The following is a 15,586-nucleotide window of genomic DNA, read 5'->3' on the forward strand; positions in this document are numbered from 1 at the left end:
CGATGACCCTCGCTCTGCCGCTGCGCCGCCCCGCCCACCTCTTGCCGGTGCTGCCCGTGGTGGCCGTGGTCGCCCTGCTCGCGCTGCCGGCCCCGCCCGGCGGCGAGAGCGGCGCGGGTCCCGCCGACGCGCTGTCCGCGCTGGTCGTCGGGTACTGCGCCGTACGGCTGCTGCGCGCGCGCCGCCGCCCACTGGCCCGTACCGCGGCCCTGGTCCTCGCCCTGCCCGTGCCCGGTGTCGCGCTGGCGGCGATGGACGCGGTGTCGCCGGGCGCCGGCGTCACCGGCCTCGGCCGCTACCTCCAGATCTTCGTGCTCGTCCCGGCGGCGGTGGTCCTGCTCGTCCGCGACCGGCGCGATCTGCGGCTGCTGGCCTGGTCGTTCGTGGCGCTCGCGATGTGCCAGGGCGGGATCGGCGTGCACCAGTACCTCACCGGCACCGGCGCCTCCTACCAGGGCCAGGAGATCCGCGCGGTCGGCACCTTCGGGCCGTCGGACGTGATGGGCATGGCGACGGTGGTGTCGTTCGGTGTGGTGTGCGCGGCGGGTCTCGCGCTGGGCCGCGGCACCGTGCGCGTACGCCTCACGGCCGCCGCCTGCGCCACGGCCCTGCTCCTTCCCCTCGCGGTCTCCTTCAGCCGGGGCGCCTGGATCGCCACCGCCGTCACGCTCACCGTCCAGCTCGCTCTGGCCGGGCTGCGCCGGGCGCTGAAGGCGGGGGCGGCCCTGGTCGCCGTGTGCGTGGTGCTGATCGGCGGGTTCGGGGTCGGTACGGCGATGCTGCAGGAGCGGATCGACAGCATCACCCGGGTCACCGACGCGCCCGACCAGTCCGTCGTCGACCGGTACACGATGTGGGCGGCGGCGACCGACATGTGGCGGGAACACCCGCTGACCGGCGTCGGCCTGAAGGGCTTCCCCGAGTACCGGGACGGACACGCCTCCCTCGCCCTGTCCTCCGGCAGCGACACGGGGGGCGCGGGTGTCGCGTACCGCCGGGAGCCGCTCCTCTCCCCGCACAACATGTACCTGCTGGTCCTCGGCGAACAGGGCCTGATCGGGCTGCTCTGCCTCGCGGGCGGCTGGCTGGCCCTGCTGGTGTGCGCCCTGCGCGGCCTGTGGCGGGCCCGCACGGCCGGCGGCCGGGGCCTGGACTGCGCGCTGGTCGCCTGCGGGCTGCTGGTGTGGCACCTGGTCGACTTCGTGTACGCCGACATCGGCGGCCCCTCGACCGTGCTGACGGCGGTCTGCTTCGGCCTCGCCGGCTGGTGGGCCCTGGTGGGCGTCGACGAGAACCCCTCCGGCGCGAGCACGGACACACCGAGCGCGCCGGCGGCGGCCACGGAGGAGGCGGCGCTGCGATGACGCTGCTCCGCGGGTCCCTGCCCGGAACACACACCACCGAGCACCGCAGAAGCCGAAGGCCGACGGCCGCCCGGTACTGGAGGCGGAGACCGACGGCCGCCCCGTACTGGAGGCGGAGGCCGACGGCCGCCTGTTACCCGAGACCACGGCCGACAGACGACCAGTGCCGGGGGTGGAGGCCGACATACGGCCACTGCCGGGGGTCGAGACCGGCAGACGACCACTGCCGGGAGTGGAGACCGGCAGACGACCACTGCCGGGAGTGGAAACCGACAGACGACCACTGCCGGGAGTGGAAACCGACAGACGACCAGTACTGGAGGCGAACGCTGACGGGCGACCGGTGCCGGAGGCGGAGGCGGACGAGCGACCGGTGCCGGAGGCGAACGCCGGCGCACCACAGGTGCTGGAGGCCGACGCGATGACGAGCCCCAGGACCGACGGCATGCCCGGACCTGAGGCGGCCGGCGCGGTGCCGCAGCCGAAGCCGAACCACACCGTGCCGGCACCGCCCTCCGACCTGCCCGGCCCAACCGTCCCGATGACCCGACCCCCCACCTGCGACCCCACGTCGGCACCTGCTCCCACAGCCGCCACGCCTGTGGGAGCCCTGCCGAGCGCCCCCACACCCGCCGCTGCCCTGCCGAGCACCCCCACACCTGCCGGCGCCCTGCCGAGCGCCCCCACTGCCCCCCGGCCGGACACGACCACCGCACCCCAACCGTCCACACCCGCCGCTGCCCTGCCGAACACCCCCACACCCGTCGCTGCCCTGCCGAGCGCCCCCACTGCCCCCCGGCCCGACACAACCACCGGCTCCCAACCGACGGCACTCGTCGACGCGTTGCGGACCTCAACCCCCGACTCCCCGCCGACCTCGACAGCCGACGCCCAGCCAGCGCCAATCACCGACCCCCGGCCTCCGGCACCCGCACCCACACCCACACCCACACCCACACCCACACCCACAAGTACCGGACCAACCACACCCGCCCACCCCCAGCCCGACACGACCACCGAACCCGAACCACCCACACCCACGTCCACACCCACACCCGCCCACGCTCTGCCGGCCCCGGTCACCGACTCTGTGTCGTCGGTGGCGGACGGCGCTCGACCGGTCCCGGACGTCATCCCCTGGGCCTCCGTGCTCGCAGGTGCCCGTCCGACCCAGGAGCCTTCGCCCGCCGAGCCCCAGCCGACCGCACCCACCGACGCACCTCCGGCCGCGCCCACCGCCCCCGAACCGACCCACTCCCCCACCCTCCTCCCGGCCACAGTCACCGCCGCCTCTGCGCACGACGTGGCCGGGCAGGGCGTCGGCGGTGAGTGCCGTCAGTCCGCTCCCAGTCGGCGGTTTCTCGCGCGGGCCGCGTTGGTCACCGCCTCCCTCTCGGTCGCGGGGTCGCTGCTCGGGCTGGTGCGGGACCAGTCGCTGGCCCGGTTGTTCGGGGCCGGGCGGGACACCGACGCCTTCCTGGTGGCCTGGACCGTGCCGGAGTTCGCAGCCACGCTGCTCATCGAGGACGGGCTGGCCTTCGCGCTGATCCCGGCGTTCAGCCGGGCGCTGGCCCGCCGGGGCCAGGGCGCCGCCGGGGACCCGGTGCGGTCGCTGGTCGCCGGCACCCTGCCCCGGCTGGCACTGGCGTTCACGGCGGTGGGTGGTCTGCTGGCGGTGGCGGCACCGCAGTTGGTCGCGGCGCTCGCGCCGGGCCTGTCCGACCCGGGGCTCGCGGTGGACTGCACCCGGCTCACCGCGACCTGTGTGCTCAGCTTCGGCCTCGCCGGATACGGCAGCGCGGTCCTGCGGGCCCACCGCCGCTTCCTGGCGCCGGCCGCGATCTACATCGCCTACAACCTCGCCATCGTCATCGCGATGTACGCGCTCGGCGGCCACTGGGGCGTGCGCTCGGCCGCGTTCGGGGTGGCGGCGGGCGGCCTGCTGATGGTCCTCGTACAACTTCCCACGGCGGTACGCGAGTTGCGGGGGCGACGAACGGCAGGTGCGGAGCCGAAGGCGGAGGGCGCGGCGGCGCGGCCGATGGGCGGGCCGCTGTTGGCGTGCGTGCTGCTGTTCGCGCTGTGCCGGCAGTCGCAGGTGCTGATCGAGCGGTTCCTCGCCTCCTCCCTGCCCGACGGGGCCATCTCGCACCTGAACTACGCGCAGAAGGTCGCGCAGATCCCGATGTCGCTGTCGCTGATGCTGTGCACGGTCACCTTCCCGGTGGTCGCCCGGGCGCTGGCCGAGGGCGACACCGAGCGGGCCCGGGCCCGGGTGGAGCGCGACCTCGCGGTGGCCGCCACGCTGGTGCTGCTGGGCACCGCCGCGGTGGTGGCCTGCGCCCCGCAGCTGATCGGCCTGCTGTTCCAGCGCGGCGCGTTCACCGCCCAGGACACCGCGGCGACCGCCGAGGTGATGCGGGTCTACGCGCTCGGCCTGCTGGGCCAGACGCTCACCGGTGTCCTGGTCCGCTCCTACTTCTCCGCGGGCCGCGCCACCTGGTACCCGGTGGGCGCGATGACCGCCGGAATCGTCGTGACAGCCTTGATCGGCGCCTGGAAGGTCGGCTCGTGGGGCGTGACCGGGATCGCCGGCGCCAACGCCGCCGGCATCACCGTCACGACCGTGCTGATGCTGGCCGGCATGGGACGCCGGAGCGTTCCCGTCCGGACGCCGCTCGTGCTGCGTGAGCTGAGCCGGCCGCTGAGGGCCGCCACGGTCGCCGCCGCGGCCGGCGCCCTCGTCGCCCGGCTGCCCGCGACACCGCTCGCCGGCCTCGTCGCCGGCGGCGCCACCGTGACCGTCGTGTTCGTCGTCCTCGGCCGGGCGCTGCGCGCCCATGGTTTCGCCACCGCACTCCGCTCCGTCCGCACCCTCACCCGAAGGCTCGCCCATGTCCTGCGTTGAGACCGCCGCCCGACGCGGGCCGGCCGGCACGGGCCCGGTCCCGTGGATCGCCATGTACCACTCGGTCGGCGACTGCTCCGACGACCCGTACCGCATCACGGTCGCGCCGGCCCGCCTCGAGCGGCAGCTGCGCTGGCTGCGCCGGCGGGGGCTGCGCGGGGTGTCGGTGGCCGAGCTGCTCGCCGCCCGAGCGCGGGGCGAGGGCCGCGACCTGGTGGGCCTCACCTTCGACGACGGGTACGCCGACTTCACCGTCAACGCCCTTCCCGCGCTCGCCCGTTGGGGCTGCACGGCCACCCTGTTCGTGCTGCCCGGGCTGCTCGGCGGCCACAACGTCTGGGATCCGCTGGGCCCGCGCCGGCCGCTGCTGACCGCCGACGGCATCCTGCGCGCCGCCGAAGCGGGCGTCGAGATCGGCTCGCACGGCCTCACCCATGTCGACCTGACCCGGACCGACGACGCCGAACTCAGGGACGAGACCGGCGAAAGCCGCGCCCTGCTGCAGGAGTTGACCGGCACCCCGGTGTCCGGCTTCTGCTACCCCTATGGCACGGTCGACCGGCGCACCATGGACGCCGTACGCGCGGCCGGCTACGGCTACGGCTGCGCCATCGACCCCGACGAGCTGAACGGCCCGTACGTCCTGCCGCGCGTGCACATCGGGCAGGACGACACCGCCGTACGCCTGTTCCTGAAGTACCGGCTGCACCGGCTGCGCCGCCGTCCCGTCGTGGGGCTGCGGTGAGGGCGCTGCACATCATCACCGGACTCGGCGTCGGCGGGGCCGAACAACAACTGCGGCTGCTGCTGCGGCACCTGCCGGTGGAGTGCGAGGTGGTGACGCTGACCAACCCCGGGCCGGTGGCCCACGGGCTGCGGGCCGACGGCGTGCGGGTGCTGCACCTCGGCATGCGGGGCAACCGCGACCTGGCCGCCCTGCCCCGGCTGACCCGGATCGTCCGGCAGGGCCGCTACGACCTCGTGCACACCCACCTCTACCGGGCCTGCCTGTACGGAAGGCTCGCCGCCCGGCTGGCCGGGGTCCGCGCGGTCGTCGCCACCGAACACTCCCTCGGCGACTCGCAGATCGAGAACCGCCCGCTCACCGCGGGGGTGCGCGGGCTGTATCTGCTGGGCGAGCGGCTGGGCCGCTCCACGGTGGCCGTCTCCCCCACGGTCGCCGGACGGCTCACCCGCTGGGGAGTGCCCGAGCCGCGGATCACGGTCGTCCCCAACGGCATCGACCTGACCCGGTTCGCCTTCGACCCGGTGGCCCGGCGGCACACCCGCGACCGGCTCGGGTTGCCCGCCGACGCGTTCGTCGTCGGCGGCATCGGCCGGCTCGCCCCCGGCAAACGCTTCGACGTCCTGATCCACGCGCTCGCCCGGCTCCAGTACGACTGCCGCCTGCTGCTGGTCGGCGGCGGGCCCGAGGAGGACGCCCTGCGGCTGGCCGCGCGCCGGGCGGGGGTCGCGGGCCGGGTGGTGTTCGCGGGAGAGCGGCCCTGGCTCGCCGACGGCTCGCCCGGGCCGGACCTGCCGGCGCTGACCTCGGCGATGGACGTGCTCGCCGCGCCCTCCCCGGAGGAGGCGTTCGGGCTCGCGGTCGTGGAGGCGCTCGCCGCCGGGCTGCCGGTGCGCTACACCTCCTGCCCGGCTCTTCAGGACCTGCCGCCCGGGGCGGCCCCGGACGCGGCGCACGTCCCCTGCGACGCCGACGCCTACGCCCGCGCCCTCGCCGGGGTACGCGCAGCGGGCCCCGGCCCGCGCACCGCCCCCGAGGCGGCCCGCCACTACTGCATCACCCGCAGCGCCGCCCGGCTGATGGACGTCTACGTGGCGGCGCTCGCGACTCCCCCCTTTCCCCACCAGGTCCCCGTCCAGCAGGGAGCACACCCCTCATGACCGAGAACCACCGCACCGCTCGCCCCTCCCGCCTCCGCGCGCTGCCGCCCTGGTCGCTGGTCGCGGCCGGGATCGCCACGGGCGGGCTGCTCGGCGGCGCGTACGGCGTGCTGACGCCGCCGACGTACACGGCGACCAGCTATGTCATGGCCGTACCCACCGACAGGTCCGACACCGTCTCCGCGCTCGGCTTCGCACAGGCCTACGGCAGGGTCGCCACCCAGCTCGCCGTGCTCGGCGACGCCCAGATGTGGGCCGGGGTGCCGGTGAACACCCTGCGCGACAGCGTGCGCAGCGCGACCTCGCCGGACGCCCCGATGGTCTCGATCTCCGCCGTGTCCGCCCGCCGTGCCGACGCCGCCGACATGGCCAACGCGGTGGCCCGCGCGCTCATCCAGCACGCCAACGAGACCAAGGCCGACACGCACGTCGAGCTCCTGCAGTTCTCCCGTGCGACGAAGCCGAGCGCGCCGTCCTCGGCCTCCACCAAGGTGACCGGTCTGGTCGGGGCGAGCGCGGGCGGGCTGCTCGGCGCGCTCGCCCTGCTGGTGCGGCCGAGGCGCCGGCCGGAGGAGGAGGTCGTGCGCCCGGCCTCGGTGCCCGGTCCGGCCGTCGCCGCCGACGCGCACCGCTCGCTGTGACGGCCATCGAGACGGCACGCCCCACCTGTACCACCGAACTCGTCACCGACGGGGCCGGCTTCGCCGCGCTCGCCCCCGACTGGGCGCGGCTGTACGGGCGGTGCGCCGCCGCGACCCCGTTCCAGAGCCACGCCTGGCTGCACTCGTGGTGGCTGTCGTACGGCAGGCGCGACCGGCTCAGGCTGCTGCTGGTGCGTTCCGGCGGCGAACTCGTGGCCGTCGCGCCGCTGATGCTGGTCCGCCGGCCGGTGCCCGCGCTGGTGCCGCTCGGCGGGGCGATCTCCGACTACGCGGACGTGCTGCTGGACGACGACCGTGACCGCGCGGCCGCCGCGCTCACCGAGGCACTGGCGGACGCGGCGAGCACGGCGCTGCTCGACTTCCGCGAGGTACGGCCGGGCGCCGCGGTGGAGCGTGTCTACGACCGCTGGCGCGGCCCGCGCCGCACGGTGGACGACTCGCTGTGCCTGGAACTGCCGGCCGTGCCGATGGACGGTCTGGTGGCCCGGCTGCCCTCGGCCAAGGCCCAGCAGCGGGTGCGGGCCAAGCTGCGCAGGCTGGAATCGCTGGGCGTGCAGCGGCGGACGGTCCGGCCGCAGGACGTGGACACGGCGCTCGGCCGGCTGTTGGAGCTGCACCGGCTCCAGTGGCAGGGCCGGAAGGTGACGACCGAGCACCTCCAGCCACGCTTCCGCGCACATCTGGTGCGCGCGGTCGGTCCGATGGTGCGCTCGGGGAACGCGGCGGTCACCGAGTTCCGCATCGACGGCGAGGTGGTGGCCGTCGACCTGACCCTGCTCTCGCACGGCCTGGCCGGCGGCTACCTGTACGGCGCCCATCCGGGCCTGCGGGAGCGCAAGGCCGACGTGGCCGTCATGCTGCTGGACGCCTGCACCGAGCTGCTGGGCGGGCGCGGCACGCTGAGCCTGCTGCGCGGTGACGAGCCGTACAAGCACCACTGGCGTCCCGAGCCGGTCGTGAACCGGCGGCTGCTCATGGCCCGGCGCCGCACCACCCCGCTGCTGACGGCCGCGCTGTGCGACGCGGCCGCCCGGCGGCGGGGCAAGGAGGTGCTGCACCGATGGCGGGACCGCCGGCGGGGCTAGCGGGTCCTCGACCACCAGTCGAGGCGGATGCAGAGCTTTCCGCCGAGCCAGTACTCCACCCAGTCGCCGAGGTCCAGCGGGGAGCAGTCCGCCGGGGGCTTGTACGGCGGGGTGGGCGTCGGGTTCGGCGTGGGCGTGGGTGTGGTGGGTACCGGGGCCGGCTCCTCCGTGCGGTCGTACAGGGCCGTGCGGTAGACGCGCGCGGAGGCGGGGTTGTCCGGGCACTGCCACACGCCGTGCGGGCAGTAGTCGGTCAGCGTGTTGTACAGCGGCTTGTGCTCGTCGATCCAGGCGAGCATGCGCCTCAGGTACTCGGGGTCGTCACCGTTGCGGAAGAGTCCCCATTCCGGATAGGAAATGGGCTTGCCGTGGGATTTGGCGAAATCCACCTGCTGCTGCAGGCCGTAGGGCTCTTTCACCTGTGCGTCGAAGGACAGCCCGTTCGGCTGGTCGTAGGAATCCATTCCGATGATGTCGACCGTGTTGTCACCCGGATAGCACTCGGTCCACGGCACGGCGTCCCGGCCGCGGCTCGGTGTGAAGTCGAACCGGAATTTCTGGCCCGGCACCGACCGCATGGTGGTGACGATCCTGTTCCAGTACGCCTTCCAGCTCGCCGGGTCCGGTCCGCAGCGATGGGTGTAGGTGGTGCCGTTCATCTCCCAGCCGAGCACGATCACCGTGTCCGGCACCTTCAACTGCACCAGCCGCTCGGCCAGCGCCTTGAAGTGCTGGTCGAACGCGCCGGACGCGCCCTGCCGGAGCAGCCGCCGCACTGCGGCGTCCGAGACGTCGTCCTCGTTGTGCTCCTGCATCGGCACGTTGAGGACGAGCGTGCGGTCGGGCTTGCCGCGCCGCCAGTGCGCCCACACGTCGAGGAAGCCGGGCGACCCCTCGATGTCCGTCCAGTGGTTGCCGGGCAGATAGGTGTGGGCGACCTTCACCTCGGTCCCGCCCAGCCAGCGGCTCAAGTCGGCCATGCGCGCGACCCCGAGCGGTCCCGAGTCGAGGAAGGCGCCGAACGGCAGCACGGCGGGCTTGGCGGGCGCGGGAGCCGGGATGACCGATGTCGGGAGGACGGGTGCCGGGGTGACCGGTGCCGGAATGACCGGTGCCGGGGTGGTCGAGGGCGGAGCGGGTGGTGCGGCGGCCTGCGCCGCACCTGGGCCCGCGGCGAAACCCGGGCCGACCGCCAAAGCGACCGACGCGACGGCCGTCACCGCCACGACGGCCAACCGCCGGGACCGAGCCCCGTCCTGCTGTGCGGCCATGTCCGCTCCTCTCTCCGCTCGGCTGCGCCCTGGCCTCGCATTCCCCGCTACTGACACACAGTCATATCAACGTGTATTCCGCCAGTGCGGTTGCGGCTTTCAGGCGGTACGGACCCCCGCACGGGCGAACGGAACAGAAAAGGAGGAGAAATCCGTGTCGTTGCTGGACAACCAGGTCCCCGCGGTGCTGTTGCGGATCGACCGGAATCCCTTTCATCACGGCACCCTGGGCGCCGTGCGCTCGCTCGGCAGGGCCGAAGTGGAAGTGCATGTCGTCGCCGATTCCACCCGAAGCCCTGTACACACGTCGCGTTTCGTGCGCCGGCTGCATCCCCCACCGCGCCCCGGTGCGTCCCCCGGCGACATCGCCGCCACCCTGCTCCGGGTCGCGGCCCACGTGGCGCGTCCGGCGGTGCTGATCCCGCTGGACGACGCGAGCGCCATCGCGGCCGGCCGACTGCGCGAGGAGCTGGCGCCCGCCTATCTGCTGCCGCAGCAGCCCGACTCGCTGCCCGAACGCGTCGCTGACAAGGCGAGGCTGGCCGAACTCTGCGCCGCCGCCGGCGTCCCGCACCCGGTGACCCTGGTCCCGGACAGCGCCGAGGACGCGGCGGCGGCCGCGAGGCGGCTGGGGCTGCCGCTGGTGGCCAAGTGGAGCCGACCTTGGCTGGTGCCGGCCGGCAGCGGGCTGCGCTCGACCGTGCTGGTGCGCTCGGCACGTGAGGCCCGGGAGCTGTTCCTGCGCAGCGCCGAGGCGGGCAGCTTGCTGCTGCTCCAGACGTTCCTGCTGCCGGGCCCGGACCATGACTGGTTCTGCCACGGCTACGCCGACCGCACCGGCGCCGTCCGGGCGGGCGGCACCGGCCGCAAACACCTGGCCTGGCCGCGCGGCGCGGGTCTGACCGCGGTCGGCCGATGGACACCCAACCCGCAGGTCACGGCGCTGGCCGAGCGGCTCACCCGCGAACTGGGCTACCGGGGCATCTTCGACCTGGACTTCCGCCGCTGCGGCAGCACCGGCCGCTACCACCTGCTGGACTTCAACCCGCGCCCCGGCGCCCAGTTCCGGCTGTTCACCGACGGCTCCGGCCTGGACGTCGTGCGCGCTTTGCACCTGGATCTGACCCACCGCCCGCTGCCTGCGGACATGCCGCTGCCGGGCAGGCGGTTCGTGGTGGAGAACTACGCCCCGCTGGCGGCGCTGCGGGGTGCGCCGGCGGGCCAGGAGCTGGCCTGGCATGCGGCGGACGACCCGGCGCCGGGCCGGGCGATGTGGGCGCTGTGGAGCCGGCGCGCTGCCGGCCGCCTCGCGAGCCAGGTCACCGACCGCCTGCACCCCCGCACCCCCACGCCGGCGAACGCACCGGCGAGCGCACCGCGCCTCGTGAACCAAGCGGGCGCCCCCGACATCACCAGCATCACCCAGATCACCGGCATCACGGACGACTTCCGTGAGGACGAGAAAGCGAGCAGTTGCTGATGTACGACCTGCTGGTGGTGGGCGCCGGCCCGTACGGGCTGTCCATCGCGTCGCACGCCGCGGCGGCCGGGCTGAGTGTCCGCGTGCTCGGCCGGCCCATGGTGTCCTGGCGCGACCACATGCCTCGCGGAATGTTCCTGAAATCGGAGCCGTGGGCCTCCAACCTCTCGGATCCGGAGGGGCGTTGGCGACTCGACGTCTTCTGCGCCTTCCGCGGCCTCGCCGCCCGGCACGCCGAACCGCTCCCGCTGGAGGTATTCGCCGAGTACGGACTGTGGTTCGCGCGCAACGCCGTACCCCCGGTCGACGAGCGGACGGTGACCGGGCTGGCGCCCCGTGCGGGCGGTTTCGAGGCCGTCACCGAGGACGGCGAGACGCTCACCGCGCGGACGGTCGCGCTGGCCGTCGGTGTGCTGCCGTTCACCGAGATCCCGCGGCCCTTGCGCCATATGCCCCCGGCGCTCGTCTCGCACAGCAGCCACCACGCCGACCTCGACCGCTTCCGCGACCGGGACGTCACGGTTGTCGGCAGCGGCCAGGCGGCCCTGGAGACGGCCGCGCTCCTCGCCGAACAGGGCACCCGGGTACGGGTGCTGGCCCGCGCGGACCGGCTGTACTGGAACGACGTGCCGCCGCCCTGGAAGCGCCCCTGGTGGCGCTCGGCCCGTGCCCCGCACAGCGGCCTCGGCCCCGGCTGGCGGAACTGGTTCTACGCCGAGCGGCCCGGCCTGTACCGGCGGCTGCCGGAGCGGACCCGGACCCGGATCGTGACCGACGCGCTCGGTCCGGCGGGTGCGTGGTGGGTGCGCGAGCGGGTGGAGCGCCGGGTGGAGGTGCTGCTCGGCCAAGAAATCGTGACGGCCCGTGAAGTGCCGGACGGACTGCGTCTGGAGCTCGCGGGTGCCGGCACCGGGGCACCGTCGCTGCGCACCGGGCATGTGATCGCGGCGACCGGCTTCCGGGCCACCCGGGACCGGCTGCGACTGCTCTCCCCCGAGCTGCGGGCGCTGCTGGCGACCGGTCCCGACGGGGCGCCGGAGGTGGGGCCAGAGTTCGAGTCGTCGTACCCCGGCCTGTTCCTGGCCGGTCTGATCACGGCCGGTGGCTTCGGCCCGGCGATGCGCTTCGTGCACGGCGCGACCTTCACGGCCGGCACGCTGGTACGCGGGGTACGGCGCCGGCTGCGGGGCACTCCGCTGCGGTTGCCGTCGCCGGCGGCGGCCGCGCTGCCGCTGGAGGCGCCGTTGCCGTGACGTCCGCCGGCCGCGGGTTCGTCGTGGCGCGGGCCGGGTGCCGGGCGGTCGGTCCGGCCGCTCACCTGCACGGACGCCGCGACAATCAAGGCTTACTGCTGCCGTGGCGGGTGGGCGATCGGGTGAATTCCCCGCCGTTTCACGCATCCGAGTATCTTCGGGCTCCATATTTCGTTCACAGTCTGCACGTCGTGACACGTGTGAACGGGCGGCATATCCAGCGACATAACGCCCCTGCGACGACCGCGCGGAACAACACCCCACGGCCCGCTGAGGAGCCCCTTCTCAGGCTCCAGGGGCCGGCTTCCGAATCCTTCCGAGAGGAAAGACAAGAGAGTGCGACAGACCCTGAGCAAGGGATTGATCGTGGCGGCCGCCGCGACAGGCACCCTGACTCTGTGCGGCTCATGGGCATTCGCGGACTCCGGTCCGCGGGTGACAGGGGCCGACCTATTCGCTTCGATGTCCGGAAACACGGATCAGCGGGACATCCCGGGTGAGGCAGGCGCCGACCGGGCCATCGGGCACACGGAAGGCGCGAAGCAGAGGGCGCGCAGGACGGCAGAGGAGTCCTCGGCCGCCGCTGACACCTCCGACGATTCCTCCCGCCGTGTTTCCTCCACCCACACGACGAAGCCGAGCCCCCAGCCCTCCCACGGAGGCTACGGCGACGACGAACCGAGCCCCCAGCCCTCCCACGGAAGCTACGGCGACGACGGGCCCGCACCGACGCCGTCCGAGCCACCGCAACGCCACCGGAGCCTGCCGGTACATCACCCTCACCATTACACCCGGCCGCCGGCGCACAAGCCTCCCGAGCTGGCCCATACCGGCACGGAGGAGACCTTCGCAGCCCTGGCCGCCAGCGGGACTCTGCTGGCCGCCGGAACCGTCCTGTACCGGCGGGGCCGCCGGGCCGCGTCCCAGAAGTAGTCGACGTCCCAGAAGTAGTCAACCGGGTGCCGGACGTATGGCGTCCGGCACCTGCCGCTTCCCTTCCGCCGCTGTCTCTCTTTCATCCCGGCGGACATCAGGTCACGTTCGTCCGTCGAGGGCCTCGAGCAGTTCCGCCGACCGCGATGAGGCCTTGCGGACGACGTACATCCCGGAGGCTTCGATCCTCGGGAGACACCGCGCCCACCAGCGACACATCCCCCCCCCGGCAACCCCCAGCGCCCCTGTGGTGTCCCCCGGCCCGCTCCCTCCCCTGCCCTGGGGGGCCCGGAACGTCCCGGGCCCCCTCACCTGCCTGTTTCTCAGTGGTACTTGGTGGGCTTGACACAGAAGTCGATGCGGCTGAGGTTCGCGTACTTCCCGATCGAGTTGACCGGGGCGTGCAGCGGACCGTCGGCGGCAACGCCGTCGGGGAAGCCCGTTGAGCTGTCGTAGTTGGTCACGATGGAGCCGGCGGTGCCGCCCGTGGCGGTGACCCTGACCACGGAACGGTGAGCGGATCCCGGGATGTTGAAGCTGAACACTTGTCCCTGGGCGGTGCTGGAGACGGTGAGCTGGAAGCTTCCGTCACCGGGGATCGCCACGGACTCGGTCCTGGGCTTGGTCACGCTGACCGCGGTCGAGCCCGAGGGACAGATCGGTGGAGGGGGCGGCGTCGTGTGGCACCCGCACCCAGACGTGGGCGGCTTCGACTGGCACGCCGGACACCCGGACGTGGGCGGCTTCGACTGGCACGCCGGACACCCGGACGTGGGCGGCTTCGACTGGCACGCCGGACACCCAGACGTGGGCGGCTTCGACTGGCACGACGTGCACGCCTGCGTCGCTCGGGGGGCGGCGTGGGCCGACACGGAGCCGAAAGCGATACCGAATGCCGCGGTCGCGGTCAGGCCGGCGCCGACGAGCCCCGCTCCCCAACCCAACCGCCGTGACCGCGTTTTTGTTCGGGCAGCTACTCGCATGACGAGCACTCCTCCTCATTGCTTGGGTACCAGAGCTCGGGTACTTGATCTCGCCCGACATTCCCACGAACAGCATGCTGTCACGGGTTACGACTCCTTTTCCTAGGCCATCCGAGCTTCAGTAAGAGCCTGAAGAGCGGAGCGCGCCGTCGTGGCGTCGCGATATCCGGGGACCGGGTCTACTTTCAAGTTCCATGCGACTAAGGAAAAACGCGGCCAGGACCGTCATGACGGCTTCCACAGTGGTCCTCCTCGCGGCCGCATCGCTCACGTCCGCTTTCGGCTCGCAGGCACGCGACGTAAAAGTCCTCCGTACCGAAAAAACTCCGCGTGGTGAAAGAACGCTGACCGCGGCCCCGTTGGCGACCTGGCAGACGGACGGCATCGTCTGGTCGGTCGAGTACGCGCGCGGTGTCGTGTACGTCGGCGGCACCTTCGACAACGTCCGCCCGCCCGGCGCGAAGCCCGGCCGGAAGCAGGTCGCCCGGAAGAACTTCGCGGCCTTCGACGCGTTGACCGGCAAACTGCTGCCGTGTGCCCACTCCTTCACTAAAGGTGCCGGGACGGTACGGGCGCTGAAGGCGTCACGCGACGGCAAAGTGCTGTACGTCGGCGGATCGTTCGACAGGGTCGACGGCACCGGCGTGTCCAGTGCGACAGCGCTCAACACGGCCGACTGCTCGCTGCGTCGGGACTTCCGCCCCGCCGTGGCGGCGCCCGTACGGGCCATCGAGACCACCGACACGACCGTGTACCTGGCTGGCGATTTCACGGTGGTCGACGGCCAGGAGAGAAGGCGCGTCGCGGCGTTCAGCCGCAGCGGCACACTGCTGCCGTTCAAGGCGGACGTCGACGGGCCGGTCCGGGCCATCCTGGCCGCGTCCGACCGGGGACAGGTGCTCGTCGGCGGAAAGTTCCACCACGTCAACGGCCAGCCGGAGCAGGCCCTGGTCTCCCTGAGTCCCACGACCGGTTCGACGGTGAAGTCCTTCCACGACTGGCTGCCGGAACGATCCGCGGTGACGTCACTGACCCGCAACGGCGACCGCTTCTACCTGGGAGCCGAGGGCGAGGGAACGGGCATCTTCGACGGCCGGATTGCGGGCCGGCTGTCCGACGGCACGATGGTCTGGAAGGACACGTGTCTGGGCGCCACTCAGGATGTCGTCGTGTACAAGGGCGTCCTGTACAGCGCATCCCACGCCCACTACTGCGGCCTCACCCCCGGGGGCTTCCCCGACGGGCCCCGACGGCATTTCCTGGCCGAGTCGGTCAGTGACAGGAGCATCCTGCACTGGTTCCCCGACACCGATGACGGCATCGGTGAGGGAGTCGGCCCCCGGACGCTCGTGATGGCCGGCAACGTCCTCTGGGCAGGCGGCGAGTTCACCGCGGTCAACGGCAGACCACAGCAGGGGCTGACGCGCTTCGGCACCGGCCCCGGCGACACTGCCCCGCAAGCCGCGCCCCGGCTCACGGCCCGGCGTACTCACGCCGGAAAGGTCACGCTCGCCTGGCGTGCCACATGGGACAGGGACGACGCAGAGTTGACGTACCGGATCTACCGAGACGGTGTTCTCGTGGCCTCGCCGAAGCGGCGGTCGGTCGAATGGGACCGACCCGACATGACGTACACGGATTCCGTCCCTCCGGGCTCACATCACCGCTACACGATCGCCGCCACCGACGGAAGGCACACGACGCACCGCTCGGAACCGCTCGACGTGACCGCCTGAGGGGCC

General features: G+C 73.1%; 11 protein-coding genes. 9 read left to right on the plus strand and 2 right to left on the minus strand.

Annotated features, from left to right (window positions below):
- Window positions 1–2: 2 nt before the first annotated feature.
- From AB0D93_RS13125 to AB0D93_RS13150, 6 genes are all read left to right on the plus strand, one after another.
- The gene (locus tag AB0D93_RS13125; RefSeq protein ID WP_362117782.1) at window positions 3–1,364 is read left to right on the plus strand and encodes an O-antigen ligase family protein; all 1,362 of its coding nucleotides are present in this window, start codon (window positions 3–5) and stop codon (window positions 1,362–1,364) included.
- Between the two features lie 1,303 nt (window positions 1,365–2,667).
- Window positions 2,668–4,272 (plus strand): lipid II flippase MurJ, encoded by a 1,605-nt coding sequence (locus AB0D93_RS13130; RefSeq protein ID WP_362118210.1) that lies wholly within the window; start codon window positions 2,668–2,670, stop codon window positions 4,270–4,272.
- Entirely contained in the window at window positions 4,259–5,017 is a 759-nt protein-coding gene (locus AB0D93_RS13135; RefSeq protein WP_362117785.1) for a polysaccharide deacetylase family protein, read from the plus strand. The genes AB0D93_RS13130 and AB0D93_RS13135 overlap by 14 nt, the downstream gene beginning before the upstream one ends.
- Window positions 5,014–6,177, plus strand: coding sequence for a glycosyltransferase (locus AB0D93_RS13140; protein WP_362117788.1), 1,164 nt, complete (start codon window positions 5,014–5,016; stop codon window positions 6,175–6,177). The genes AB0D93_RS13135 and AB0D93_RS13140 overlap by 4 nt, the downstream gene beginning before the upstream one ends.
- Complete coding sequence (locus AB0D93_RS13145; protein WP_362117791.1) at window positions 6,174–6,818, plus strand: lipopolysaccharide biosynthesis protein; 645 nt, start codon at window positions 6,174–6,176, stop codon at window positions 6,816–6,818. The genes AB0D93_RS13140 and AB0D93_RS13145 overlap by 4 nt, the downstream gene beginning before the upstream one ends.
- Window positions 6,815–7,924 carry a GNAT family N-acetyltransferase gene (locus AB0D93_RS13150; protein WP_362117794.1) on the plus strand — a complete coding sequence of 370 codons (1,110 nt, stop codon included), beginning with the start codon at window positions 6,815–6,817 and terminating at the stop codon, window positions 7,922–7,924. Before AB0D93_RS13145 ends, AB0D93_RS13150 begins: the two co-directional genes overlap by 4 nt.
- Here the strand turns inward: AB0D93_RS13150 and AB0D93_RS13155 are convergent.
- Entirely contained in the window at window positions 7,921–9,195 is a 1,275-nt protein-coding gene (locus AB0D93_RS13155; protein WP_362117797.1) for a glycosyl hydrolase, read from the minus strand. The genes AB0D93_RS13150 and AB0D93_RS13155 overlap by 4 nt on opposite strands.
- 154 nt (window positions 9,196–9,349) lie before the next feature.
- On the opposite strand from AB0D93_RS13155, the gene AB0D93_RS13160 reads away from it, so the two are divergent.
- Complete coding sequence (locus AB0D93_RS13160) at window positions 9,350–10,675, plus strand: ATP-grasp domain-containing protein (RefSeq protein ID WP_362117800.1); 1,326 nt, start codon at window positions 9,350–9,352, stop codon at window positions 10,673–10,675.
- On the plus strand, window positions 10,675–11,928 hold the full coding sequence (locus AB0D93_RS13165) for an FAD-dependent oxidoreductase (RefSeq protein ID WP_362117803.1): 1,254 nt from the start codon (window positions 10,675–10,677) through the stop codon (window positions 11,926–11,928). The genes AB0D93_RS13160 and AB0D93_RS13165 overlap by 1 nt, the downstream gene beginning before the upstream one ends.
- A 1,256-nt stretch (window positions 11,929–13,184) precedes the next feature.
- On the opposite strand, the gene AB0D93_RS13170 is transcribed toward AB0D93_RS13165, so the two are convergent.
- Entirely contained in the window at window positions 13,185–13,490 is a 306-nt protein-coding gene (locus AB0D93_RS13170) for a hypothetical protein (protein WP_362117806.1), read from the minus strand.
- A gap of 581 nt (window positions 13,491–14,071) precedes the next feature.
- On the opposite strand from AB0D93_RS13170, the gene AB0D93_RS13175 reads away from it, so the two are divergent.
- Window positions 14,072–15,580: a fibronectin type III domain-containing protein gene (locus AB0D93_RS13175; protein ID WP_362117810.1), complete on the plus strand. Its 1,509-nt coding sequence runs from the start codon at window positions 14,072–14,074 to the stop codon at window positions 15,578–15,580.
- The last annotated feature ends 6 nt before the right edge of the window (window positions 15,581–15,586 follow it).

Source organism: Streptomyces sp. NPDC048191, assembly GCF_040652655.1.
In the GTDB taxonomy this organism is placed as follows: Bacteria; Actinomycetota; Actinomycetes; order Streptomycetales; family Streptomycetaceae; genus Streptomyces.

Coding starts and splice junctions, on each gene's coding strand:
- AB0D93_RS13155 (WP_362117797.1), bottom strand. CDS start 9,195: ATGGCCGCACAGCAGGACGGGGCTCGGTCCCGGCGGTTGGCCGTCGTG.
- AB0D93_RS13125 (WP_362117782.1), top strand. CDS start 3: ATGACCCTCGCTCTGCCGCTGCGCCGCCCCGCCCACCTCTTGCCGGTG.
- AB0D93_RS13175 (WP_362117810.1), top strand. CDS start 14,072: ATGACGGCTTCCACAGTGGTCCTCCTCGCGGCCGCATCGCTCACGTCC.
- AB0D93_RS13145 (WP_362117791.1), top strand. CDS start 6,174: ATGACCGAGAACCACCGCACCGCTCGCCCCTCCCGCCTCCGCGCGCTG.
- AB0D93_RS13165 (WP_362117803.1), top strand. CDS start 10,675: ATGTACGACCTGCTGGTGGTGGGCGCCGGCCCGTACGGGCTGTCCATC.
- AB0D93_RS13135 (WP_362117785.1), top strand. CDS start 4,259: ATGTCCTGCGTTGAGACCGCCGCCCGACGCGGGCCGGCCGGCACGGGC.